Annotated in this window: 22 protein-coding genes, 2 tRNA genes and 3 pseudogenes; 15 read left to right on the top strand and 12 right to left on the bottom strand. The window is 74.8% G+C overall.

The window, feature by feature from the left end:
- From ABWI04_RS33860 to ABWI04_RS33845, 4 genes and pseudogenes are all read right to left on the bottom strand, one after another.
- Positions 1-503: pseudogene (locus tag ABWI04_RS33860) on the bottom strand (hypothetical protein); the annotation flags it as partial.
- A gap of 207 nt (positions 504-710) precedes the next feature.
- Positions 711-1,091, bottom strand: coding sequence for an SDR family NAD(P)-dependent oxidoreductase (locus tag ABWI04_RS33855; protein WP_353834969.1), 381 nt, complete (start codon positions 1,089-1,091; stop codon positions 711-713).
- Between the two features lie 25 nt (positions 1,092-1,116).
- The gene (locus ABWI04_RS33850; protein WP_353834968.1) at positions 1,117-1,524 is read right to left on the bottom strand and encodes a (R)-mandelonitrile lyase; all 408 of its coding nucleotides are present in this window, start codon (positions 1,522-1,524) and stop codon (positions 1,117-1,119) included.
- Positions 1,525-1,549: 25 nt separating this feature from the next.
- Positions 1,550-2,566, bottom strand: a complete 1,017-nt coding sequence (locus tag ABWI04_RS33845) for a zinc-dependent alcohol dehydrogenase family protein (protein WP_345187705.1) — start codon at positions 2,564-2,566, stop codon at positions 1,550-1,552.
- Between the two features lie 255 nt (positions 2,567-2,821).
- Between ABWI04_RS33845 and ABWI04_RS33840 the strand changes: the two are divergent.
- A pseudogene (locus ABWI04_RS33840) lies at positions 2,822-3,711 on the top strand (helix-turn-helix transcriptional regulator).
- A 75-nt stretch (positions 3,712-3,786) separates the two neighbouring features.
- On the opposite strand, the gene ABWI04_RS33835 reads toward ABWI04_RS33840, so the two are convergent.
- Together ABWI04_RS33835 and ABWI04_RS33830 are read right to left on the bottom strand one after the other, a co-directional pair.
- Positions 3,787-4,614 (bottom strand): ABC transporter permease, encoded by an 828-nt coding sequence (locus ABWI04_RS33835; RefSeq protein WP_345187699.1) that lies wholly within the window; start codon positions 4,612-4,614, stop codon positions 3,787-3,789.
- A complete protein-coding gene (locus tag ABWI04_RS33830) occupies positions 4,611-5,657 on the bottom strand; it encodes an ATP-binding cassette domain-containing protein (RefSeq protein ID WP_353834967.1) in 1,047 nt (348 codons plus the stop codon). Before ABWI04_RS33830 ends, ABWI04_RS33835 begins: the two co-directional genes overlap by 4 nt.
- 94 nt (positions 5,658-5,751) lie before the next feature.
- On the opposite strand from ABWI04_RS33830, the gene ABWI04_RS33825 reads away from it, so the two are divergent.
- Entirely contained in the window at positions 5,752-6,477 is a 726-nt protein-coding gene (locus ABWI04_RS33825) for a TetR/AcrR family transcriptional regulator (protein WP_345187693.1), read from the top strand.
- A gap of 174 nt (positions 6,478-6,651) precedes the next feature.
- The gene (locus ABWI04_RS33820; protein WP_353834966.1) at positions 6,652-7,104 is read left to right on the top strand and encodes a hypothetical protein; all 453 of its coding nucleotides are present in this window, start codon (positions 6,652-6,654) and stop codon (positions 7,102-7,104) included.
- A gap of 51 nt (positions 7,105-7,155) precedes the next feature.
- Here ABWI04_RS33820 and ABWI04_RS33815 read toward each other — a convergent pair.
- Positions 7,156-7,228, bottom strand: a tRNA-Arg gene (locus ABWI04_RS33815).
- 41 nt (positions 7,229-7,269) lie between these two features.
- A tRNA-Cys gene (locus ABWI04_RS33810) sits at positions 7,270-7,342 on the bottom strand.
- A 363-nt stretch (positions 7,343-7,705) separates the two neighbouring features.
- On the opposite strand from ABWI04_RS33810, the gene ABWI04_RS33805 reads away from it, so the two are divergent.
- The 3 genes from ABWI04_RS33805 (at position 7,706) to ABWI04_RS33795 (ending at position 10,773) form a co-directional block, all read left to right on the top strand.
- Entirely contained in the window at positions 7,706-9,166 is a 1,461-nt protein-coding gene (locus ABWI04_RS33805; RefSeq protein ID WP_353834965.1) for a benzaldehyde dehydrogenase, read from the top strand.
- Between the two features lie 116 nt (positions 9,167-9,282).
- On the top strand, positions 9,283-10,197 hold the full coding sequence (locus ABWI04_RS33800; protein WP_353834964.1) for an alpha/beta hydrolase: 915 nt from the start codon (positions 9,283-9,285) through the stop codon (positions 10,195-10,197).
- 216 nt (positions 10,198-10,413) lie between these two features.
- Positions 10,414-10,773 carry a hypothetical protein gene (locus ABWI04_RS33795; RefSeq protein ID WP_353834963.1) on the top strand — a complete coding sequence of 120 codons (360 nt, stop codon included), beginning with the start codon at positions 10,414-10,416 and terminating at the stop codon, positions 10,771-10,773.
- 129 nt (positions 10,774-10,902) lie between these two features.
- Here ABWI04_RS33795 and ABWI04_RS33790 read toward each other — a convergent pair whose 3' ends face one another.
- Positions 10,903-12,549: a DUF885 domain-containing protein gene (locus tag ABWI04_RS33790; RefSeq protein WP_353834962.1), complete on the bottom strand. Its 1,647-nt coding sequence runs from the start codon at positions 12,547-12,549 to the stop codon at positions 10,903-10,905.
- A 122-nt stretch (positions 12,550-12,671) separates the two neighbouring features.
- Positions 12,672-13,331 (bottom strand): LysE family translocator, encoded by a 660-nt coding sequence (locus tag ABWI04_RS33785; RefSeq protein WP_353834961.1) that lies wholly within the window; start codon positions 13,329-13,331, stop codon positions 12,672-12,674.
- Between the two features lie 1,055 nt (positions 13,332-14,386).
- Here ABWI04_RS33785 and ABWI04_RS33780 point away from each other — a divergent pair.
- The 6 genes from ABWI04_RS33780 (at position 14,387) to ABWI04_RS33755 (ending at position 20,631) form a co-directional block, all read left to right on the top strand.
- Entirely contained in the window at positions 14,387-15,403 is a 1,017-nt protein-coding gene (locus tag ABWI04_RS33780; protein WP_345187026.1) for an AAA family ATPase, read from the top strand.
- Positions 15,400-16,410 (top strand): DUF58 domain-containing protein, encoded by a 1,011-nt coding sequence (locus ABWI04_RS33775; protein WP_353834960.1) that lies wholly within the window; start codon positions 15,400-15,402, stop codon positions 16,408-16,410. The genes ABWI04_RS33780 and ABWI04_RS33775 overlap by 4 nt, the downstream gene beginning before the upstream one ends.
- Entirely contained in the window at positions 16,407-17,354 is a 948-nt protein-coding gene (locus ABWI04_RS33770) for a VWA domain-containing protein (RefSeq protein ID WP_353834959.1), read from the top strand. Before ABWI04_RS33775 ends, ABWI04_RS33770 begins: the two co-directional genes overlap by 4 nt.
- Before the next feature lie 49 nt (positions 17,355-17,403).
- The gene (locus ABWI04_RS33765) at positions 17,404-18,018 is read left to right on the top strand and encodes a class I SAM-dependent methyltransferase (protein WP_353834958.1); all 615 of its coding nucleotides are present in this window, start codon (positions 17,404-17,406) and stop codon (positions 18,016-18,018) included.
- Entirely contained in the window at positions 18,015-18,566 is a 552-nt protein-coding gene (locus ABWI04_RS33760) for a TrmH family RNA methyltransferase (protein WP_345187035.1), read from the top strand. The genes ABWI04_RS33765 and ABWI04_RS33760 overlap by 4 nt, the downstream gene beginning before the upstream one ends.
- Before the next feature lie 232 nt (positions 18,567-18,798).
- On the top strand, positions 18,799-20,631 hold the full coding sequence (locus ABWI04_RS33755) for a class I SAM-dependent methyltransferase (RefSeq protein WP_353834957.1): 1,833 nt from the start codon (positions 18,799-18,801) through the stop codon (positions 20,629-20,631).
- 18 nt (positions 20,632-20,649) lie between these two features.
- Here ABWI04_RS33755 and ABWI04_RS33750 read toward each other — a convergent pair whose 3' ends face one another.
- Positions 20,650-20,868, bottom strand: coding sequence for an EF-hand domain-containing protein (locus ABWI04_RS33750; protein WP_345187040.1), 219 nt, complete (start codon positions 20,866-20,868; stop codon positions 20,650-20,652).
- A 114-nt stretch (positions 20,869-20,982) separates the two neighbouring features.
- Between ABWI04_RS33750 and ABWI04_RS33745 the strand changes: the two genes are divergently transcribed.
- Positions 20,983-21,798, top strand: a complete 816-nt coding sequence (locus tag ABWI04_RS33745; RefSeq protein ID WP_353834956.1) for a glycerophosphodiester phosphodiesterase family protein — start codon at positions 20,983-20,985, stop codon at positions 21,796-21,798.
- Between the two features lie 7 nt (positions 21,799-21,805).
- Here the strand turns inward: ABWI04_RS33745 and ABWI04_RS33740 are convergent, their stop codons facing one another.
- On the bottom strand, positions 21,806-22,405 hold the full coding sequence (locus ABWI04_RS33740) for an HAD family hydrolase (RefSeq protein ID WP_353834955.1): 600 nt from the start codon (positions 22,403-22,405) through the stop codon (positions 21,806-21,808).
- Between the two features lie 56 nt (positions 22,406-22,461).
- Here ABWI04_RS33740 and ABWI04_RS33735 point away from each other — a divergent pair, with 56 nt between their 5' ends.
- Positions 22,462-23,220 carry a DeoR/GlpR family DNA-binding transcription regulator gene (locus ABWI04_RS33735; protein ID WP_353834954.1) on the top strand — a complete coding sequence of 253 codons (759 nt, stop codon included), beginning with the start codon at positions 22,462-22,464 and terminating at the stop codon, positions 23,218-23,220.
- Positions 23,217-23,475, top strand: a pseudogene (locus tag ABWI04_RS33730) (hypothetical protein); the annotation flags it as partial. The gene ABWI04_RS33735 and the pseudogene ABWI04_RS33730, both read left to right, overlap by 4 nt.

Genomic DNA, 23,475 nt, shown 5'->3' with positions numbered 1-23,475 from the left:
GCGGCCGCGGGGCGCGCGCAGGCGCCGCAGGCCGGTCCGGTGCGGGTGCGCGCGGTGTAGGCGCGGGCGGACAGGGCCGTCATGGCCCCGGCGGCGACGACCGCGGCCCGCGACAGCGCGCCGAGCGGGTAGAACCCCAAGCCCAGGCCGGGCAGGACCGCGCCGACCGCGTCCAGCAGGAGCATCGCGCCGGAGGCGACCAGGCATGCCGCGGCGGCCCAGGCCGCGCCCGCCAGGGCCAGGCGCGCGGCGCGGGGCAGGCGGTCGGCGCGCGGGGACGCGAGGAGCGCCAGCACGAGCGCGGCGGCCCCGCACAGGCCGGCGCCCGCCCATCCGGTGAAGGCGACGAGGTCGGTGCCGATGGGGGACATGGCGTGGGGCCGGTGCCCGGCCGCCCAGTACGCGCGAAGGGCGCCGTAGGCGGTGACCCAGGCGAGCGCGGCCGCGGGCAGGCGGCGCCCCAGGGCGTGCGGCGAGAGGCGGGCGGCGAGCGTGGTGGCCATGGCGACGATCGTGGTCGCGGCGGGGCGAGCGGGGCCTCCCCGCCGCGGCCGAGACCGCTCCCCCGCACGGGGGAAGAGGCGGCCGGCCGAGCCGTCCCCTCACCCACTGGGTTCGTGCGCCGTCGCGGGTTGGTCCCGGCTCCCCTGGTCAGACGGTCAGGCCCGGAAGGGCCGAGCCGTGCCGCCGAGCCGTTGCCGTCGGGCGGGTCATTGGGCGGTGTAGCCGCCGTCGACGGGGAGCGCGACGCCGGTGACGTAGCCGGCGCCGGGGCTGCACAGCCACAGCACGGCCTGGGCGATCTCCTCGGCGGTGCCGAGCCGGTCGATGGCCTGGCCCGTTTCGGCTCGGCCGCGGTCGAGTTGCCCGGCGGCGACCATGGCGTCGACCATGGGGGTGCTGATGGTGCTGGGGCAGACGGCGTTGACGCGGACGCCGCGCGGGCCGTACTCGAGGGCGGCGCTCTTGGTCAGGCCGATGACGCCGTGCTTGGTGGCGTGGTAGGCGGCGCGGGCGGCGGCCAGGCCCGTGCCGGAGGAGGCGCCCGTGACGAAGGCGACCTGGGCGGTGAAGTCGTAGGTCGGGTTCATGAGGTGCCTCTCGTGACGAGAACGGTCAGGTGGGCGGGGCGGCGGCGTACTCCTCGTCGGTGACGGGTGCCAGCCAGTGGACGACGTCGTGGTCGGCGTCGCCTTCGTTGATGGCCAGGTGGACCATGAGCCGGTTGGGTGCGGCGCCGTGCCAGTGCTCCTCGTCGGCCTCGAACAGCACGCGGTCGCCGGGCCGGATGACCTCGACGGGGCCGCCCCGGCGCCGGCACAGGCCGATCCCTTCGGTGACGAAGACGGTCTGGCTCAGCGGGTGCCGGTGCCAGTGGGTGCGCGCCCCGGGCATGAAGTGCACCAGGTTGGCGCTGACGCGGGACGGGGCGGGCGCCGCGGCGACGGCGTCGATGTAGACGTCGCCGGTGAACCAGTCCGCGGGGCCTTTGGCGGTGTCGATGGTGCTTCGCGTGATCTGCATGGCCGTTCCTTGTCTGCGGGTGGTGTCAGGGCTGGAGGAGTGCCTTGACGGCGCGGCGCTCGTCCATGGCCCGGTAGCCCTCGGCGACCTGGTCGAGGGGGAGGGTGAGGTCGAAGACGGGGCCCGGGTCGATCCGGCCGGTCAGGACGAGGTCGATCAGGTCGGGCAGGTAGCGGCGCACGGGGGCGGGGCCGCCGCGCAGGCCGACGTGGGAGAAGAACAGCTCCTGCCCGTCGAGCTCGACGCCGTGGGGGACGCCGACGAAGCCGACGTCGCCGCCGGGCCGCGCCGCGTGCAGGGCCTGGCGCATCGCCTCGGCGGTGCCGACGCATTCCAGCACGCTGTCGGCGCCGATCCCGCCGGTCAGCTCCTTGATCCGGGCCACGCCCTCCTCGCCGCGCTCGGTGACGACGTCGGTCGCGCCGAACGCGCGGGCGAGCTTCTGACGCGGCTCGTGCCGGGACATGGCGATGATCCGCTCCGCGCCCATCTCCCGGGCGGCGATCACCGCGCACAGGCCGACCGCGCCGTCGCCGACGACCACGGCGGTGGAGCCGGGCCTGACCTCGGCGGCGTCGGCGGCCCACCAGCCGGTGCCCATCACGTCGGAGACGGCCAGCAGCCCCGGCCAGAACTTCTCGTCGGGCGGGCCGTCGGTGGCCACCAGGGTGCCCTGGGCGTTGGGGATGCGGACGTAGTCGGCCTGGCAGGTGCTCATGAACTCCCGGTTCAGGCAGTTCGACTGGAAGCCGTTGCGGCAGTTCGCGCAGGTGTTGTCGGAGGTCGCGAACGACCCGACGACGAACTGGCCCGGCTTCACCGAGGTCACCTCGGATCCGACCTCCTCCACGAAGCCGACGTACTCGTGGCCCATCGGATGGGCCGCGTCGGTCGGCTCGGCGCCGCGGTAGGGCCACAGGTCCGAGCCGCACACGCAGGTGACCGCGGTGCGGATGACCGCGTCGGCGGGGTGGAGGATCTTCGGGTCGTCCAGGGTCTCGAAACGGATGTCGCCGGGGGCGTGGATCACTGCTCCGCGCATGGGAAGGTTCCTTTGCTTTCACGGCGCGGCCGCGCCAGAGGTGCGGGCGGGCGCCTGGTGCGGTCCTTCGCCCGGCGGGCCGGGTGGCGAACCACGCTGGGGCCGGGCGCGGGGCCCCTGCCGTCACGTGCTTGACCTGCGGCGGGAGCACCACGCCTCCCAGGTAACCGTGTCTCGGCGCGCGTAGCGAGGCACCGTCGAAGGGTGTACCGGCAGTACATGGCTGCGGCCGCGGGCAGCGCGTAACGTCGAGGTGTGGACAACCGTGAAGAGGTCCGCGAGTTCCTGACCTCGCGGCGCGCGAAGATCACTCCTGGGCGGGCGGGGCTGCCGCCGGGTTCCCGGCGCCGGGTGCCGGGGCTGCGCCGCACGGAGGTCGCGGCGCTGGCCGACATGAGCGTGGAGTACTACGCCAAGCTGGAACGCGGCAATCTCGCGGGCGTCTCCCCGGCGGTCCTGGAGGCGCTCGCCCGGGCGCTGCGGCTGGACGACGCCGAACGCGCCCATCTGCTGAACCTGGCTCAGGCCGCCGACGGCACCGAGGCCCTCACCCGTCCCCGCCGCCGCCCCAAGGGGCAGTGGAAGCCGCACCGGAGCCTGCAGTGGGCGCTGGACGCCGTCACGGCGGGGCCGGCGTTCGTCCGCAACGGCCGCATGGACATCGTCGCCGCCAACCAGCTCGCCCGCGCCTTCTCTACGACGACGTCTACGCCACTCCCGGCAACCAGGCGAACCTGGCGCGCTTCACCTTCCTGGACCCCGCCGCGCGCCGCTTCTACCCCGACTGGGACCTGGCCGCCGACATCACCGTCGCCATCCTGCGCACCGAGGCGGGCCGCAACCCGCACGACAAGGATCTGCACGACCTCGTCGGTGAGCTGTCCACCCGCAGCGACGGGTTCCGCACCCGCTGGGGCGCCCACGACGTGCGCCACCACGGCAGCGGAACCAAGCGGTTCCACCACCAGGTCGTCGGCGACCTCACGCTCGCCTACGAGGGTCTGGAGATGGCCGCCGAGCCGGGTCTCACCCTGACCATCTTCACGGCCGAGCCCGGGTCCGCCTCCGAGGAGGGCCTGCGCCTGCTCGCCTCGTGGGCCGCCACTCCCCAGACCTCCTCCCCCGCGCCACGCTCGGGCGCCTGACCGTCCCCGGACTGGAACGCGTCCGCCGCGCCGGCCACCGGACCCGTCGATGGTCCGGCGGCAGGCGCGGCGGGGTCAGCGGCCGCGGACCCGGTAGGTCCGCACGGACAGGGGCGCGAACACCGCGAGCAGGAGCAGCGCCCAGCCGATCGTGGCGGGGACGGGATGGGCGAGGGGCCAGGCCAGGTCGCCGGCGGGCGCGCCGGGGTTGCCGAACAGTTCACGGCAGGCGGCGGTGAGGGCGCTGACGGGATTCCATTCGGCGATGACCTGCAGGACCTTCGGCATGCCGCCGGTGGGGACGAAGGAGTTGGACAGCATGGTGACCGGGAAGACCAGGGGGATGAGCTGGTCGGCGGTCTGCTCGTTCTTCACCACCAGGCCGAGGTAGCAGCCGGCCCAGCTGAGCGCGTACCGCATCAGCGCCAGCAGCAGGAAGGCCTCGGCGGTCTGCCAGAGGCCGTTGTGGGCGCGCCATCCGACGACCAGACCGGCGGCGGCCATGATGACCATGGCGAGGACGCCGTTGAGGATCTCGGCGCCGGTCTGCCCGAACGGGACGGCGGAGCGGGCCATGGGCATGGAGCGGAACCGGTCCATGACGCCGCGGGAGGCGTCGGTGGCGACGCGCATGGTGACGGCCATGGTGGAGGTGAAGGTGACCATGGCGAACAGGCCGGGCATCAGGTACTCGCGGTAGTTTCCCCCGCCGGGGACGGAGATGGCGCTGCCGAACACGTACCCGAACAGCACGACCATGACCGCGGGGAAGATCAGGGCGGCGATGAGCTCGCCGGGTTCCTGGCGGATGCGGCCGAGTTCGCGGCCGATGAGGGTGAGGCCGTCGGCGAGGGCCCAGCGCAGGCGTCCGGCGCGGGAGTCGGGGGCGGTGAGGGCGGTCATCGGACGGTCTCCTGGCTGCGCTCGGCGGGCTCGGCGGCGCGGACCGCGCCCGTCTCGGAGGTGTCGGTTTCAGGGGTGTCGGGGCCTGGGGTGCTGGGGGTGCCGGTGGCGGGGGTGCTGCCGGTGAGGCGCAGGAACACCTCGTCCAGGGTGGGGCGGCGCAGCCCGACGTCGCCGACGGTGATGCCGGCGCGGTCGAGTTCGCGGACGACGTCGGCCAGGCGCACCGAGCCGGCGGTGAGCGGCACCGAGAGGCGTTCGCCTTCCAGGGCGGGGTGGCTGCCGGTGAGGGTGCGCAGGAGCGCGGCGGCGCGGCCGGCGGCGGCGGGGTCGTCCAGGACGACGTCGAGGCGGTCGCCGACGGAGGCCTTGAGGCGGTCGGGGGCGCCGGTGGCGATGACGCGGCCGTGGTCGACGACGGCGATGTCGTCGGCGAGCCGGTCGGCCTCCTCCAGGTACTGGGTGGTGAGCAGGACGGTGGTGCCCTCGGCGACCAGGCCGCGGACGGCGTCCCAGATCTCGCCGCGGCTGCGGGGGTCCAGGCCGGTGGTGGGCTCGTCCAGGAACAGCACCTGGGGCCGCAGGATCAGGCTGGTGACCAGGTCGAGGCGGCGGCGCATCCCGCCGGAGTAGCCGGCGACCTGCCGGTCGGCGGCGTCGGCGAGCCCGAACCGCTCCAGCAGTTCGTCCGCGCGGCGGCGGGCCTCGCGGCGGGGCAGGTGGTAGAGGCGGCCGAACATGCGCAGGTTGCCGCGTCCGGTGAGCTTCTCGTCGACGGCGGCGTACTGGCCGGCCAGGCCGATGCGGGCGCGGACCCGGTCGGGGTCGCGGGCGACGTCGTGGCCGGCGATGCGGGCGTGCCCGGCGTCGGCGTCGGCGAGCGTGGCCAGGATCCGCACGGCGGTGGTCTTGCCCGCGCCGTTGGGGCCGAGGACCCCGCAGACCGTGCCGGCGGGGACGGCCAGGTCGAGGCCGTCCAGGGCCTGGGTGTCGCCGAAGCGCTTGCGCAGCCCCTCGGCGAACACGATCGGTTCGTCGGTCACAACCCCTCCTCTGGGTACGTTGTACGCAGCTACGGTAGACAACTGAGTACGACGTACGCAACTAGGATGCTCGGGAGAGTCACGAGGAGGTCCGTTGACAGGCGGCGAGCAGCACGTCAGCATCTGGTCGGTCCCCGAGCGGCAGGGCCGGGGGCCGCGCCCCGCCTACAGCCGCGCCCAGATCACCGAGGCGGCGATCCGCATCGCCGACGCCGAGGGGCTGGAGGCGGCCTCGATGCGCCGCATCGCCGCCGACCTGGGCACCGGCGCGATGTCGCTGTACCGCTACGTGCCCTCCCGCGACGACCTGATCGACCTGATGGTCGACCACGTCCTGCTGGAGATGGACATCCCCGACCGGCCGAGCGGCGACTGGCGCGCCGACCTGACGCTGATCGCCGAGAACACCCGCGCGGTGTGGAGCGGCCACGCCTGGCTGGTGGGCCTGCACCGGCCGCGCGCCACGTTCGGCCCCAACCGGCTGCGGCTGCTGGAGTTCGCCTCCGGCGCCCTGGACGTCGGGATCCCGATCGACGACATCCTCATCCTGCTGGACATGCTGAACGGCTACGTCGAGCGCACGGTGCGCGGCGAGATCGAGTGGATGCGCGAGATGCGCCAGAGCGGGATGACGCCCGAGCGCTGGATGATGCAGAGCGCCCCCTACGTCCGCGAGCTGCTCGACACCGGCAGGTACCCGATGTTCGAGCGGATCGTGAAGGACGCGCGGCTGCCCCACATGTCCGGCGACGAGCAGTTCCGGTACGGGCTGGAACGCGTCCTGGACTGCATCGCCGGCGCCCTGCCCGCCCGTTCCTGACCGCCCCGCCCCCTCGGGTCGGGCGGCCCGGTCGAGCGGGGCGGCGATCGGCGGGAGGGGGCATGAGCGGGGGCGGGCGGGGCACGAACCCGGCGAGGTGACGATTGCGTTCGGGCCGGCGCGGCCGGCCCGGGGGGCTCAAAGCCCGCAGCTCGTTCGTGATCGGAGGGGCACATGACCGTCGTTCCCACCCAGGAAACTCCGCGACCGGCCCTGCACAGCGGCCGGTGGCCGCTGCCGAGCGGGCGGGCCGCGGTGGCCGGCGTCCGCGGGATCGTGCAGGGCGCCCTGCGCGTGTGGGGGCTCGGCCCGGCGTCGGCGAGCCTGACCGACCGGCTGGCGCCGCTGATCCAGGACGCGGTGGCGCGGGCGGGGGCGAGCCGGAGCGGGTCGCTGGTGCTGCGGCTGGAGCTGCACGAGCCGGTCCGGCTGCTGCTGGGCGAAATTCTGCGACCCGGCGGGGAGGTGGGCGGGGAAACCGAGCGCGGCCGCAACGTCGCCGCGATCGCCGTCACCTACGGCAGGCGGCCCGTGCGCGGCGACGCGGGCGCCTGGTACGCCCACGCGTTCGTGTGGCCGCCCGCGCCGGGCCCGGCGCTCGGGGCGGAAGCGCTCGGGGGCCGCTGACCTGCGCGCGGCCGGGCCGCCCACCCCGGCGTGCGGCGCGGAGCGGCCGCGTCTCCCCGGCAGGAATCGAACCTGCGGCTTCCGGCTTCGGAGGCCGGCGCTCTGTCCGCTGAGCTACGGGGAGTCGGGGTCCCGCCCCCAGGGTGACAGCGGGGGCGGGACGGGAGACGCCGGTGGGATTCGAACCCACGTGAGACGGTTTTGCGGACCGCCGCCTGAACCACTCGGCCACGGCGTCACGGGGGGCCGGCCCTCGCGGACCGGAGAAGGGGATACGGAGAGAAGAGATACGGAGCCGCCCCCTCGCGGGGAGCGGACGGGGACGCCGGGGTCAGCGGGACGTCCGGCCGGCGGGACGGGGCCGGGGCGCGGTGCGTGCGCGGCGACATCGGGTCATGTCCCGTCCCTCCCTTCCAACGCCGGGGCCCGTCCTCGCAGGGCCCGTGCGGGTGCCGTGCGATCAGACTGCCCTGCGCGGGGAGGCGCCGCAACGGGTTTTCCGCCCGGCGGGTTTCCACTGAGCGGAACGATGATGTCCGGCGTGCGCCGCGCCTGGCGAGGGTGGGAGTTTCTGTGCGGGCCCCCTTTGCGAGGAGGAACGATGACGTTGCTCGACCCTGGTGCGTGGACCGGGAAGATCTTCGACGGCGGCTGGGCGGCGGCCGGGGACGGCGGCGTGTTCGAGGTGACCGAGCCCGCGACCGGCGGGACGCTCGGCACCCTGGGCGAGGCCCGCGCGGCGGACGCGGGACGCGCGGCGCGGGCCGCGGCGGCCGCGCAGCGCGACTGGGCGGCCCGCACCTACGAGGAGCGCGCCGCGGTGCTGCGCGCGGCGGGCCGGTTGTTCGAGGAGCACGCCGCCGAGATCGGCGACTGGATCGTGCGGGAGGCCGGGTCGATCCCGCCGAAGGCGGAGCTGGAGACGCACTTCGCCGCGAGCCTGTGCTACGAGTCGGCGGCGCTGGCCTCGCACCCGCAGGGGCTGGTGCTGCCGTCGGCGCAGCCGCGGTGGAGCCTGGCGCGGCGCCGGCCCGCCGGGGTGGTGAGCGTGATCTCCCCGTTCAACTTCCCGCTGATCCTGGCGATGCGGTCGGTGGCGCCCGCGCTGGCGCTCGGCAACGCCGTGCTGCTCAAGCCGGACCCGCGCACCGCGGTGTGCGGCGGGGTCAGCATCGCGCGGATCTTCCAGGAGGCGGGGCTGCCGGAGGGGCTGCTGCACCTGCTGCCGGGCGGCCGCGAGGCCGGCGAGGCGGTGGTGGAGGCGCCGGAGGTGCGGGTGGTGTCCTTCACCGGCTCCACCGCCGCCGGACGCAGGATCGGCGAGGTGTGCGGGCGGCTCCTCAAGCGCGCCCACCTGGAACTCGGCGGCAACAACGCTTTGATCGTGCTGCCGGGCGCGCGGGTCGCCGACGCGGTGTCGGCGGGCGCGTGGGGCGCGTTCCTGCACCAGGGGCAGATCTGCATGACCTCCGGGCGGCACCTGGTGCACGAGAGCCTGCACGCCGAGTACGTGGCGGCGCTGGCCGACAAGGCCGACAAGCTCCCGGTCGGCGACCCGGCGGCCGGGCCCGTCGCGCTCGGCCCCATCATCGACGCCGGGCAGCTCGCCCACGTCGACGAACTGGTCAGGGCGACGGTCGCCGCCGGGGCGCGGCTCGCGGCGGGCGGCACCCACGAGGGCCTGTTCTACCGCCCGACCGTCCTGGACGAGGTGACGCCCGACATGCCCGCCTACGCGCAGGAGGTGTTCGGCCCGGTCGCGCCGGTGGTGCCGTTCTCCACGCCGCAGGAGGCGGTGGAGCTGGCGTCGGCCACCGAGTACGGGCTGTCGCTGGGCATCCTTGGCGACGTCGGGCAGGCCATGAAGATCGCCGACGCGATCCCGGCGGGGCTGGTCCACATCAACGACCAGACGGTCAATGACGAGCCGGTCGTGCCGTTCGGCGGGGTGGGGGCCTCGGGCAACGGCTCGCGGTTCGGCGGCCCGGACGCCAACATCGAGGCCTTCACCGAGACGCAGTGGGTCACGGTCCGCGGCGAGATCGCCACCTACCCCTTCTGACCTTCCCCGGCCCTTCTGAGCTGTCCCGCCCCCTGCGATCGTCCTCCCGCCGTGCCGTGCGGCGCAGGCCCTGCGGGTCTCCCCGCGGGTCGTAGGCTCGGTGCCGAGGAGGGCTGATGGGGCGCGATCCGGAGTACCTGGCGTTCCTGCGGGCCCGCCTCGCCGCACCCGGCGGGACGGGCCGCACGGACGGCGACGCACGCCGCGAGCACGCCGCCGACCTCGCCCGCTCCCCGCGCCCGCCCGTCGACACCGTGGCCGACCTGACGCTGCCCGGCCCCGCGGGCCCGATCCCCGCCCGGCTCTACCGGCCCGCGTGGGACGGCCCGGCGCCGGCGCTGGTGTACTTCCACGGCGGCGGGTGGGTGCTCGGCGACGTCGAGTCCTACGACCCCGTCGTGCGGGCACTGGCGGCGGCCAGCGGCGTCGCGTGGGTGTCGGCCGGGTACCGGCGCCCGCCCGAGGACCCGTTCCCGGCCGCGCTGGACGACGCCGTCGCCGCCGTCACCGGGGTCGCGGCGAACGCGGACCGCCTCGGCCTGGACCCCGCCCGGATCGGAGTGGCCGGGGACAGCGCGGGCGGCCAGCTCGCCGCCGCGGCCGCCGGCCTGCTGCGCGCCCCGGGACCGGCCCGGCCCGCGCTGCAGGTCCTGCTGTACCCGGCGCTGGACCTGCGCGAGGTCCCGCCGCCGCTGCCCGACCCCGACGGGCTGCGGTTCCCGCCCTCGGGCATCGGCCGCGCCCTGGACGCCTACCTGCGCGGCGCCGACCGCACCGATCCGCGCGTGTCGCCGCTGCTGGACCCCGACCCGTCGGGCCTGCCCCCGGCGGTGATCGCGACCGCCGAGCACGACCGGCTGCGCCCGCGGGCCGAGGCGCACGCGGCGCGGCTGCGGGAGGCCGGGGTGCCCGTGGTGCTCGTCCCCGGAACGGGCCTGGACCACGGCTTCCTCGGGTGGGGGGCGTTCGCGCGCCGCCCCGCCGAGGCCGTCGCGCGGATCGGCGAGGCCGTGCGCCGCGCCCTCACCTGATGCGGCGCCCCGATCCGGCGGCCCCGTGCCCCGATGCGGTGGTGCGGTCCGGCCGGGCCGCCGTCACCGGCGACAGATCCGGATTACGGACGTGCCAGAGTGTGGCTCATCATCGACCTTAAAGACGCTTGCCGTGTCGTTTAACCTGCTGAGCGCGGGAAATCACTAACGCACGAACATTGGCCGGAACTCAGCCGACCGGCGAGGAGAGGCAAGTTGTACCGGACCCACGAGCTGCGCCGCGTCCGGACCGGGGAAACCGGGCTGGAGGAATGGGCCTGTCCCACGTGCGGCCGCCGCCTGCTGCTGCGGTGGCCGCCCCGCTACCACAAGACCATCGTCGAACCCGGTGACGAGCGCGCCTGCCACATCGGCAGATCCGACGACATCACCGAATCTGTGGCCGGCGACGCGGCCGGCGCACGCGACGCCGCGGGCGCGGGCGTCCTGAGCACGGCCGACACCTCCCGGTCCGACTGGCAGCGCCCCAACCAGCGGCGCTGGCTCCGCGAAACCGGCGTCGAAGCCTTGGAAAGCCACACCCGAGCCCACCTCAACCCCTCCGAACCCGTCTGACCCTGTCTGGTCCCGCGCGCCGACCCGTCACGAGCCCGCCCTGATCCGACGTGCGAGCCCGGTCCTCCCCGGGCCCTGGCCCGCCGCCAGGCCCGCCTCAGACTCCGGGCCCCCGCGCCGCACCGCCCGTCACGACCGCGCCAGCTCAGCGCGCAGCCGGTCCAGGCCCATCGGCCCCAGATCCAGCGCCCGCCGGTGGAACGCCTTCAGATCGAAGCCCGCGCCCTCCCGGCGCCGCGCCGCCTCCCGCGCCTCCAGCCAGACCTTCTCCCCCAGCTTGTAGGCGATCGCCTGCCCCGGACGCCCCAGATACCGGTCGATCTCGAACGCCACCGCCGCATCGGGGTCGGGCCCCATGCGCCCCCGCAGGAACTCGAAACCCAGCTCCGGCGTCCACCGCTCCCCCTCGTGGAACCCCGCCCCCGCCGGAATCGGCAGCTCCAGATGCAACCCGATGTCCAGCACCACCCGCGCCGCCCGGAACCGCTGCCCGCCCGCCAGCATCCCCAGCCGGTGCGCCGGATCCCGGTAGTGGCCCAGCTCGTCCATCAGCCGCTCCGCGTACAGCCCCCACCCCTCGCAGTGCCCCGGATGCAGCTCGCTCGACACCCGCTGGAACCGGTTCAGCCCCCGGTTCAGCGTCGTCACCCCCAGCTGCAGATGGTGACCCGGCACCCCCTCGTGGAACATCGTCGTCGGCACCGTCCAGGTCACGATGTCGGCCGACGGGTCCCGCACCGTCCACCACACCGTCCCCGGACGCGACAGGTCCTCCGCCGGCGCCAGGTAGTAGACCCCCGCCTCCACCGGCGGGATCCGGCACTCGATCCGCCGCAGCGGCCCCGGAATGTCGAAGTGCACCCCGTCCAGATCGGCGATCGCCCGGTCGGCCAGCTCCTGGATCCACCCCCGGAACGCATCCGCGCCCCCCACCCGGTGCGCCGGATCGGCGTCCAGCGCCGCCATCACCGCCGGCAGCGGCTCACCCGGCAGGATCTCCCGCGCCGCCCCCGCCATCTCCGACTCGACCCGCGCCAGCTCCTCCCAGCCCCACGCGTACGTCTCCGCCAGATCCAGGTCCGTCCCGAGAAAGTCCCGCACCCCCAGCCGGTACCGGTCGGCGCCCAGCGCGTCCCGCTCCGGCGCCCGCGCCGCCAGCTCCCCCGACAGGAACGACGCGAACTCCCCCAGCGCCGCCGACGCCCCCGCCGACGCCTCCTCCAAAGCCCCCCGCAGCGGCCCGTCCCCGTACCGCGCCGCCAGACCCGCCAGATAGGCCGGAGTGCCCGCGCACTCGCGGGCACTGCGCAGCACCTGCCGCCGCGCCGCCACCCGGCCCCGCCCGCACGCCCGCACCAACGACGCCCGCAGCCCGGCCAGGGCCCCCGGCAGCGCCGCCATCCGCGCGCGGACGGCCTCCCAGTCGGTGTCCGCCCCCTGGTCCAGCAGCTCCAGCGCCATCCGCAGCCGCTGGACGGGCCCGTCGGTGGTGTCCAGGAACTGCTCCCGCACCCCCGCCTCGTCGAGCGCCGCCTCGACCTCCAGCCGCTCCCGCAGCACCGCCGCCGCGATCCGCTCCGCCTCGCCTCGCACCGGCACGCGGCCCAGCTCCGCCAGCGTCCGCCGCGTCAGCTCCGCACGCGCCTCCACCCCGTCCGGCCCGTAGTCGGTCAGCCGGTCGTCCTGCCCGGCGATCCCCATCATCGCCGCCAGGCACGGGTCCAGCGCGGCGAACTCGTCCACATAGCGGTCGGCGAGGCCATCCAGTGAGGTCACCGCCCCAGGCTACGACGCCCGCCCCCAAAAGTGATCATGAGAAAGTGCCAAATCGGCCGCCCCCGCCAGAGCAACCGCCCGGCACTCACCGAGGCGCCACCGCGACGGCACCGGCAGGCCCCTCAGCGCGCCTCGGCCGCCAACCGCACACCCAGCCCCACCAGCACCACACCCGACACCTGGTCCAGCCGCCGCCGCACCACCGGACGCCCCAGCACCCGCCGCGCCGACCCCACCAGCCACACCACCGCCGTGTACCAGACCAGGTCGATCAGCGCCCACAGCACCGAGAACCCCACCAGCACCGCCGCGACCGGCCACCCCTCCGGCACGAACTGAGCCAGGAACGACACCGCGAACACCCCCGCCTTCGGATTCGCGAAGTTCGTCACCAGCCCCAGCCGGTAGGACCGCCACCCCGAAGCCCCGGCCCCCGCACCGCCACCGCCCCGCTCATCGCGCAGATCCTCCCCCGCGGCCGCCGCGGCCGGACCGCCGCGGCGCGCACCCCACAGCGCCCGCACCCCGAACCACACCAGCACCACCGCACCGGCGACCCGCAACCCCTCATACGCCAGCCGCGACGCCGCCAGCAGCGCCGACAGCCCCACCGCCGCCGCCACCCCCCACAGCAGCACGCCCGTCTCGTTGCCCAGCACCGCCCACAGCCCCGCGCGCCGCCCCGACCGCAGCGACTGCCGCATGATCACCACCGTGCTCGGCCCCGGCACCAAAGCGATCAGAACCGCCGCGCCCGCGAACGCGAGCAGACTCTCCAGCATCCCCCCATGCTGTCCGCCCGCCGCACCACCACGCAACGCCCTATTCCCCGCATGGGCGACCTTCTCCGCACAGGCGAGCAGACCGCCCCAAACCCCCTACAGGGGAGCGCCGTCCCCACCACCCGAACCCGACGACGGCGAAGGCGCAGGCGACGACGGACCCGGCGAACTCGGCGGCACCGACGGCGACGGAGCCGGCGTCGTCGGCACCGGAGACCGCTCCGGCGCCCGAATCGACGGCGTCGGCTCCGGCGGCGGAGGCGGCGGCTCCTTCGCCACCGGCTGACACGCGAACAACACACCCATCAACAACGCCAGCACCAGCAACGCCGCCGCCAAACCCACCACGGCCGCCACCAGACTCCGCTCCGGCCCCCGCTCCCCCACCGGAACCGGACCCCCGCCCGGCACCGGCCGAGGCCCCTCCAACGCCGGCTCGCCCTGCCCCAGCCAATACGGCTGGAACTGCGGACCACGCCGACGCCCGCCCCACCACCCGCGCGCCGACCCCTGGAACGCCACCGGCTCCAAGAACCGCTCCGCCCCCACACGATCCGCCTCATACGACGTCGCCACCCACGGCGCCGGCCCGTCCGGCTGCGCCGCCACCACCGGCGCACCCTCACCCGGACCAGCGCCCCCCGGACCCCGCCCCGGACCCGGCACCGCCGCGTTGATCGCCGCACGGAACCGGTCCCGCGCCGCCGCATCACCCGCCGCACCCCGGTTCAGCACCGCCACACTCGCCCGGCGCCCCTCGCCGTCCACCCCCAGGAACACGATCCCGGCAGCGGACTCCGACAGACGCGCCGACAGACGGAACGGCCCCAACTGAGCGGGATCACCCGGCGGCAACGGCCTCGACATGGCCGCAACACTAACAACCACGCCCTACGATCGGCCCCGGAACACCCCCCGCCCGCACCCCCGAACCGATCATCCCCCGCACGCACGTATCCCCCGCCAACGGGTACAAGTGATCGCGTAGGGTCGTAAGGCACCCCATCCCGACGCACGAGGACAGGGCACACGACGGACAAGTGAGGGACACCCACATGACCATCGCCGCCACCGACGTCGACGAGGCCGCAGTCCTCCTGCAGTACACCCTCGCCGAAGTCAAGAAGGTCATCGTCGGCCAGGAGCACATGGTCGAACGCATGATCGTCGCGCTCCTCGCCCGCGGCCACTGCCTCCTGGAAGGCGTCCCCGGCGTCGCCAAGACCCTCGCCGTCGGCACCCTCGCCCGCGTCGTCGGCGGCACCTTCGCCCGCCTCCAGTTCACCCCCGACCTCGTCCCCTCCGACATCGTCGGCACCCGCATCTACCACCCCTCCACCGAGCAGTTCGACGTCGAGCTCGGCCCCGTCTTCGTCAACTTCGTCCTCGCCGACGAGATCAACCGCGCCCCCGCCAAGGTCCAGTCGGCCCTCCTGGAGGTCATGGCCGAACGCCAGGTCTCCCTCGGCGGCAACACCTACCCCCTCCCCCGCCCCTTCCTCGTCCTCGCCACCCAGAACCCCATCGAGTCCGAAGGCGTCTACCCCCTCCCCGAAGCACAACGCGACCGCTTCCTCATGAAGGTCGACGTCCACCACCCCGCCGCCCACGAGGAACTCCAGATCCTCCAGCGCATGAGCGTCGACCCCCCCGAAGCCGCCCAGATCCTCGACACCGACCGCCTCGCCGGCCTCCAGCGCGCCGTCCAGGAGATCTCGGTCCACGAACTCATCGCCGACTACATCGTCCGGCTCGTCATGGCCACCCGCGAACCCGACCAGTACCGCCTCCCCGACCTGCGCGGCGTCATCGACATCGGCGCCAGCCCCCGCGCCACCCTCGGCCTCGCCTCCGCCGCCCGCGCCCTCGCCCTCCTGGCCGGCCGCGACTACGTCCTGCCCGACGACGTCCGCGCCGTCGCCCGCGACGTCATGGCCCACCGCATCGTCCTCACCTTCGACGCCCTCGCCGACGGCATCGACACCGCCGACGTCGTCGACCAGATCCTCGCCGCCGTCCCCCCACCCCGCGTCGTCTGGAACCACGGCGCGGCGGCGGTGACCACCGCATGACCCCCCGGCGCCGGCGCAGCGGCAAACTCGCCCACCTCGCCCCCGAACGCACCCTGCGCCGACTCGAACTCCAGGTCACCCGCCGCCTCGACGGCCTCCTCAACGGCGAACACCTCGGCCTGCTCCCCGGCCCCGGCACCGAACTCGCCGAAGCCCGCCTCTACCAGCCCGGCGAGGACGACGTCCGCCACATGGACTGGGCCGTCACCGCCCGCACCACCACCCCCCACGTCCGCGACCTCATCGCCGACCACGAACTCGAAGCCTGGGCCCTGGTCGACCTCACCCCCAGCATGGACTTCGGCACCGGCACCATGATCAAACGCGACCTCGCCGTCGCCGCCCTCGCCGCCGTCGGCTTCCTCACCGTCCGCCTCGGCGACCGCGTCGGCGCCTACCTCCTCCACGACGACGGCATGCGCCGCTGGCCCGCCCGCACCGGCAAGGCCGCCCTGTACGCCCTCCTCCAGACCGCCCTCGACGCCCAGTCCGCCGACGACCGCACCGGACCGCGCACCGGCGCCACCGCCCCGCCCCGCGACCTCGCCGCCGCCGTCGCCGCCCTCGACCGCGGCCAGACCCGCCGCGGCCTGCGCGTCGTCATCTCCGATTTCCTCGCCCCCGACGGCGTCGAGACCCCCGACGGCCCCCACGGCCAGCCCGCCTGGGAACGCCCCCTGCGCCGCCTCACCACCCGCCACCAGGTCCTCGCCATCGAGATCATCGAGCCCCGCGAACTCGACCTGCCCGACGTCGGCCTCGTGGAGATGACCGACCCCGAGACCGGCACCGTCCACGAGATCGTCCTCAGCCGCCGCGTCCGCGAACGCTACGCCGCCGCGGCCGCCGCCCAGCGCGACCGCACCCGCGCCGCCCTCCGCCGCTGCGGCGCCCACCACCTCGTCCTGCGCACCGACCGCGACTGGATCGCCGACGTCGCCCGTTTCGCCCTCCGCCAGCGCCGCGCCGCAGGCCGGCCCGTCACCACCGCGGGAGTGCGCCCATGACCTTCCTGTCACCCGAACGCCTCTGGCTCCTCGGCCTCCTGCCGCTCCTGGCCGCCGCCTACCTGCTCCTGCAACTGCGCCGCCGCCAGTACGCCGTCCGGTTCACCAACCTCGCGCTGCTGTCCCAGGTCGCCCCCCGCCGCCCCGGCTGGCGCCGGCACGTCTCGGCCGTCCTGTTCCTCATCATGATCGCCTTCATGATGTTCGGGTTCGCGCGCCCCGCCACCGCTGTCAAGGTCCCCCGCGACCGCGCCACCATCGTGGTCGCCGTCGACGTGTCGCTGTCCATGATGGCCAGGGACGTCTCCCCCAGCCGCCTCGACGCCGCCAAGGCCGCCGCCAAGCGCTTCATCGGCGACCTGCCCCGCCGCTTCAACGTCGGCGTCGTCGCCTTCGCCGGCAACGCCAACCTCATCGCCGCCCCGACCGCCGACCGCGACGCCGCCATCGCCTCCCTCGACCAGCTCGTCCTGGCCAAGCGCACCGCCATCGGCGAGGCGGTGTTCACCTCCCTGCAGGCCGTCCGGTCCTTCGACGCCCAGGCCCGCCAGGACCCGCCGCCCGCCCACATCGTCCTGCTGTCCGACGGCGACAACACCACCGGACGGTCGGTGCAGGAGGCCGTCGACGCCAGCCGCCTCGCCCACGTCCCGGTCTCCACCATCGCCTTCGGCACCCCCTACGGCACCGTCGACATCGAAGGCGAGACCACCAGCGTCTCGGTCAACAAGGAGACCCTCAAGAGCCTCGCGGAGAGCACCGAGGGCAAGGCCTACGAGGCGGCCGACGCCGACCAGCTCCGCGAGGTGTACGCCAACATCGGCAGCTCCCTCGGCTTCAGGACCGAGCACCGCGACGTCGCCGCCCGCTACATCGGCATCGCGCTGCTGTTCGCCTTCGCCGCCGGCGGCGTGTCGCTCGCCTGGTTCTCCCGCCTCCCCTGACCGCGCGCACGGCACGGGCGGCCCCCGAACGCTGATACGGTCGGCCGACGTGGGGGAACACTACTTCGCGGAACGGCCGGGCGCCGCCGCCCGTCGCCGCACCGTCGACCTCGTCCTGCCGGACCTGCACCTGCGGCTCGACACCGACAGCGGCATGTTCTCCCCCGACCGCATCGACCCCGGCACCCGCGTGCTGCTGGAGACCGTCCCCCCGCCCCCGGCGGTCGGCGACCTGCTCGACCTCGGCTGCGGATACGGTCCGATCGCCATCACCATGGCCAAGCGCTCGCCTCAGGCGAGTGTTTTGGGGGTGGATGTGAACCAGAGAGCGCTGGCCATGGCAGAGAGCAATGCCGAAACCGCCGGCCTTGACAATGTAAGGTTCACTCTGGCGGACGACGCCGACCCCGAGCAGCGGTTCGCGGCGATCTGGTCCAACCCCCCGATCCGCATCGGCAAGGCCGCCCTGCACGACCTCCTCCTCACCTGGCTCCCCCGCCTCGCCCCCGGCGGCCTCGCCCACCTCGTCGTCCAGAAGCACCTCGGCTCCGACTCCCTCCAGAAGTGGCTCGCCGCCCAGGGCTTCCCCACCGAGCGGATCGCCTCCCGGTCCGCCTACCGCGTCCTGCGCGTCGCCCCCCGCACGGAAGGTCACACCCGATGAGCACCCCCGACCCCGCGCAGGGACGCCGCCAGCTGCGCCCCACCGACGTCAAGCGGCTCAACCGCGACTGGCGCCGCCGCACCGGCGCCCGCGTCGACCTGCTCGTCGAATCGGTCACCCAGCCGTTCAACATGGGCTCGATCATCCGCAGCGCCGCCGTGTTCGGCGTCGAGCGCCTCTGGCTCGCCGGCAACGCCACGCCCCCCACCCACCGCAACGTCGCCAAGACCGCCCTCGGCACCGAGCGCCTCGTGTCCTGGGAGCACGCCGGCACCGCCGCCGAGGCCGCCGCCGCCGTCCGCAAGGAGGGCCTCCGCCTCGTCGCGGTGGAGCTGACGGCCGACGCCGTGCCCCTGCACGAGGCGCCCCTCGACGGAGACCTGTGCCTCGCCATCGGCAGCGAGGACCACGGCTGCTCCCCCGCCCTCCTCAGCGCCGCCGACGCCGTCACCTACATCCCGCAGATCGGACGCGTCGGCTCCCTCAACGTCGCCATCGCCACCGCCATCGCCCTCGCGGAAGCCCGCCGCCGCGAATGGAGCGCGTGACCCGAAGGCGTCCGGGAGCGCGCGGCGCGCTCGGCGCACCGCCGAAGCGCCCCCTCGTCACGCACTGATCATCGCGTTCCACCGCCGCGGCGCGGCCGGCGGGATTTCGCTTCGCCCGGGTGCGCGTTACGATCAGGCCATGCAGTTCCTCCTCCACGGGTGAACGCCCCGCCGCCGCTCCTGCGGTGGCGGCTTCCGGCGCCCCCGTAACCCCCCTCCTAGGAACTGCTTCGTGACCTCGTCCTACGCGGCCGTGCTGCGCACGCCCCACGCCTCCCGCACCTTCGCGTTCGCGTTCCTGGCGCGCCTGTCCTACGGGACCGTCTTCCTGTCCCTCACGCTGGCGCTCACGGCGTCCACCGGCTCCTACGCCCAGGCAGGCGGCCTGCTGGCCCTGCTCGGCCTCACCACCTCCGCCGTCTCACCCGTCCGCGCCGCGCTCATCGACCGGCACGGACCGCGCCGCACCATGCTCCCGATGGCCGCCGCCTACGCCCTCGTCCTCGCCGCCTTCGCCGTGCTGACCTCGCGGCCGGGCGCCCCCGTTCCGCTCCTCACGGTCCTGGCCGTCGCCGCCGGCATCACCGCGCCCCCCGTCGGCGTGGTCATGCGGACGCTGTGGAGCGCCCTCCTGCCGGATGGACCGCTCCTACGGCGCGCCTACAGCCTCGACACCGTGTCGGAGGAGCTGGTCTTCGTGACCGGCCCGCTCCTGGCGGGACTGCTCGCCGCGGCCGCCGCCCCCTCCCTCGGAGTCGCCCTCGGGGCCCTCCTCATCGCCGCCGGAACCGCCGGGATGGCCGCCTCCCCGGCGGCGGCGCCGCGAACGGGGACGCACCACCGCGCGGGCCGCGTCCGGGTGTTCCCCCTCGCGCCGGCCATCGCGGCCGCGGCCACCGGGGTCGTCCTCGGCTCGACCGGCCTGCTGGCCGTCGCGTTCACCCAGCGGCACCACCAGCCCGCCGCGGTCGCCTGGGTGGAGGCCGCGCTCGCCGCCGGCAGCACCCTCGGCGGCCTCGCCTACGGCGCGCTGAGCCGCTCGGCGCCCGGCCGGGCCAGGCTCGCGGCGCTCGCCTGCCCGCTCGGCCTCGGGCTCGCCGCCGCGGGACTCTCCCCGTCCGTCGCCGTCCTGGCCGCGGCCGCGTTCGCCGCCGGGCTGTTCGTCGGCCCGACGCTGACCACCGCCTACCTGATCGCCGACGCCGACGCGCCGCCCGGCGCCCGGACCCGCACCGTCGCCTGGGTGAACACCGCCGTGAACCTCGGCGTGGCCGGCGGCACCGCCGCCACGGGCGCGGCCCTGGACGCGCTGCCGCTCCCGGCCTGCTACGCCGTGGCCGCGGCCCCGGCCGTCCTGGTCCCCCTCGTCCTGCTCACATTGCCGAAACGGCAACACGGTTCGCCTCCGGGCGGGGTCACCGCGCACGATCGAAGCATGGACGACACCACCCACCAGCAGTACTGGGACTCCCGCTACGCCGAACACCACCACATGTGGAGCGGCGAGCCCAACGCCGTCCTCGTGCAGGAGGCCGCCGACCTGGAGCCCGGAACCGCCCTGGACCTCGGATGCGGCGAGGGCGCCGACGCCGTCTGGCTCGCGCGCCGAGGCTGGCGCGTCACCGCCGTCGACATCTCCGGTGTGGCGCTCGAACGCGCCGCCGGCCACGCCGAGGAGGCCGGCGTCGCCGACCGCGTCGACTGGCAGCGCCGCGATCTGGCCGTCTCGTTCCCCGAGGGCTCCTACGACCTGGTCTCGGCGCAGTTCCTGCACTCCCCCGCCGACATGCCGCGCGAGGAGGTCCTGCGGGCCGCCGCGGCCGCCGTCGCGCCCGGCGGGATCCTGCTCGTCGCCGGGCACGCCGGGCCCCCGCCGTGGGACCCCGACGCGCACCCGGGAGTGCACCTGCCCACGCCCGACGAGGTCTTCGAGTCGCTCGCCCTGCCGGAGGGCGACTGGGAGGTCCTGCGCAGCGACGAGCACGAGCGCGTCCAGATGGCGCCCGACGGACGCACCATGACCCGCACCGACAACGCCCTCAAGCTGCGGCGCCGGGCGCGGTGACCCGCGCGGCCGCCGCCGTCACCGGGAGGTCCGCTCCATCAGCGCGGTGAACTCCTCCAGGGAGATCTTGCCGTCCCGGTTGGCGTCGGCGGCCACGACCACCTCGACGACGCGGGTCTCGTCGGCGTCCTGCCCGAGCCGGGTCATCAGGTTCTTCAGCTCCGCCGTCGAGATGTAGCCGTCGCCGTCCACGTCCACCAGCTCGAAGGTCGCCCGGTAGTCGTTCACGTCCGCCATGCTCGTGCTCCCTCGCTGATCGATTGCGGCGCCGACGCTAGCAGTCCCGGCACCGCCTCCGCCCTTTACGTAGTAAGGTCAAATCGGGCGGCACGGTCGGCCATAATCGGACGGGTGCGGCGCTCGTACGAATTCCTCGACCATCCCGGCCCGATCCCCTTCGCCCACCGAGGCGGCGCGGCCGGACGCCCGGAGAACTCGATGGCCGCGTTCCAGCGCGCCACCGACCTCGGCTACCGCTACCTGGAGACCGACGCCCACGCCACCGCCGACGGCGTCGTGGTCGCCTTCCACGACCGCACCCTCGACCGGGTCACCGACCGCACCGGCACCATCGCCCGGCTCCCCTACGCCGAGGTCGCCAAGGCCCGCATCGGCGGCACCGAGCCCATCCCCCGCCTCGAGGACGTCCTCGGCTCCTTCCCCGAGGCGCGCGTCAACATCGACCTGAAGGACGCCCCCGTCATCGGGCCGCTCGCCGAGACGCTCCGCCACACCGGCGCGTGGAACCGCGTGTGCATCACGTCGTTCTCCACCCGCCGGCTGGCGCAGATGCGCGCCCGGCTCCCCGAGTTCACCGACCGCGAGGTGTGCATGGCGCTCGGCCCCCGCGGCCTGATGGCGCTGCGCGCCAAGTCCATCGGGGGCCCCACCGCCAAGCTCGTCCGCCTCGCCGCCACCGGCGTCGCCTGCGCCCAGGTGCCCTACGGCCTCGGCCCCGTCCCCTTCGTCACCGAGGCGTTCGTCGACCACGCCCACCGGCTCGGGCTGCAGGTCCACGCCTGGACGGTCAACGACGCCGCCACCATGAAGCGCCTCCTGGACCTCGGCATCGACGGCATCATGACCGACGAGCTGGTCACCCTCCGCGACGTGATGGCCGCGCGCGGCCTATGGCCGCAGGAGAACCCGCCGCCCGCCCCGTCCTGACCCGTGCTCACCCCGCGACGCGGTCCAGGTCGGCGCGCAGCCGCGCGACACCCGTGAAGTGCACGGCGCGGATCCCGAGCATCCTGGCCGCCCACACGTTCTCCTCGCGGTCGTCCACGAACACGACCTCGCCCGGGGCCGCGCCGAGCCGGCCGGTCAGCTCGTGGAAGATCTCCGGCGCGGGCTTGGCCAGCCCCAGGTCGGCGCTGTACAGCCGGTGCCGGAACAGCGACGCCCAGGGCCGCCCGTCCACCATGCGGGCCAGCTCGACGGGCGCGTTCGACAGCAGGGCGAGCGGCGTGCCGCGCCCGGCCAGCTCCCTCAGCAGGGCGACGGTGTCCTCGTTGACGTGCGCCCACGTGCGGACGTCGAGGGCCACCAGCACGTGGACCAGGTCGTCGTCCAGCGGCACGTCCAGCTCACCGCACACCTCCCGCCAGAACTCCTCGGCGGTCACGGCGCCCAGGTCGTAGGGCTGCCGGTGCGCCCAGTACACCGGCCAGAACCGCGCGGGCGGCGCCGCCACCGTCTCGGGCAGCAGCGCCCCGGCGCCCACGGGCGGGGACGCGCTGATCACACCGGCGTAGTCGAAGACGATCCATGGCATGGCGGCTCCTCAGGTCTCGATTGACTATCTAACACCCAATCTGATTGATTGAACACATGGAAAGTTCGAAACGGGTGGACATGCTCATCGAGCGGTTGCGGACCACCGAGCGCGTGAGCGTGACGGACCTGGCCGACGAGACCGGCGCATCGGAGATGACCATCCGGCGCGACCTCGACGTGCTCGCCGAGCGGGGCGTGCTGCGCCGGGTGCGGGGCGGCGCGGTGAGCCTGCTGCTGCGCGGCGAGGCGATGCCCTTCGCCGTGCGCGAGCACGAGGCGGCCGAGACCAAGCGGCGGATCGCCACCGAGGTCGACGGGCTCCTCGCCGACGGCGAGGCCGTCGTCCTGGACGCCGGGACCACCGCCCTGACCGTCGCCCGCACGATCGCCGGGCGGCGGCTCACCGTCGTCCCCCTGGACCTGCACGCCGCCAACGCCCTCAGCGGGGCCGCGCAGATCCGGCTGCTGGTCCCGGGCGGGCGGACCACGCCCGGGGCGCTGGCCTTCACCGGGCCCCTCGCCGAGGCCTCGCTCGCCGCGCTGCGCGTGGACACCGCCGTCCTCGGCGTGTGCGGGCTGTCGGCCGAGCATGGGCTGACGGCGCACGACCTGGACGAGGTCCCGGTCAAGCGCGCGGCGATCGCGGCGGCCCGCCGCACGGTCGCGGTCTGCGACGGTTCCAAGTTCGGGCGCAGCGGCCTCGGCCTCGTCTGCCCGGCCACCGCCCTCGACATGGTGATCACCGACCGGTCCGCCCCCGGTCCCGCCGTCGCACGGCTGCGGGACGCCGGCGTGGAGGTCAGGCTCGTATGACCGGCGCCGCCGCCGGGACGGGCGGTTCACTGCGGGCGGCCCGGCTCGCCACCTTCGCCTACTTCACCCTGGCCGGCTTCCTGCTGGGAATGTGGATCGTCCATATCCCGCCCATCGAGCACCGGACGGGGATCGACCACGCGGTGCTCGGACGGGTCCTGCTGCTGCTCGGCGCGGGCGCGGTCGCCGGGATGCGGGTCGCGGGCCCCCTCGCCGACCGCGCCGGCGCCCTCAGGGTGGTGCCGCTCAGCGCCG

Origin of the sequence: Actinomadura sp. NPDC000929, from assembly GCF_040492065.1 — a bacterium.
Lineage (GTDB): Bacteria > Actinomycetota > Actinomycetes > Streptosporangiales > Streptosporangiaceae > Spirillospora > Spirillospora verrucosospora.
This window is presented reverse-complemented; position numbering and strand designations above follow the sequence as displayed.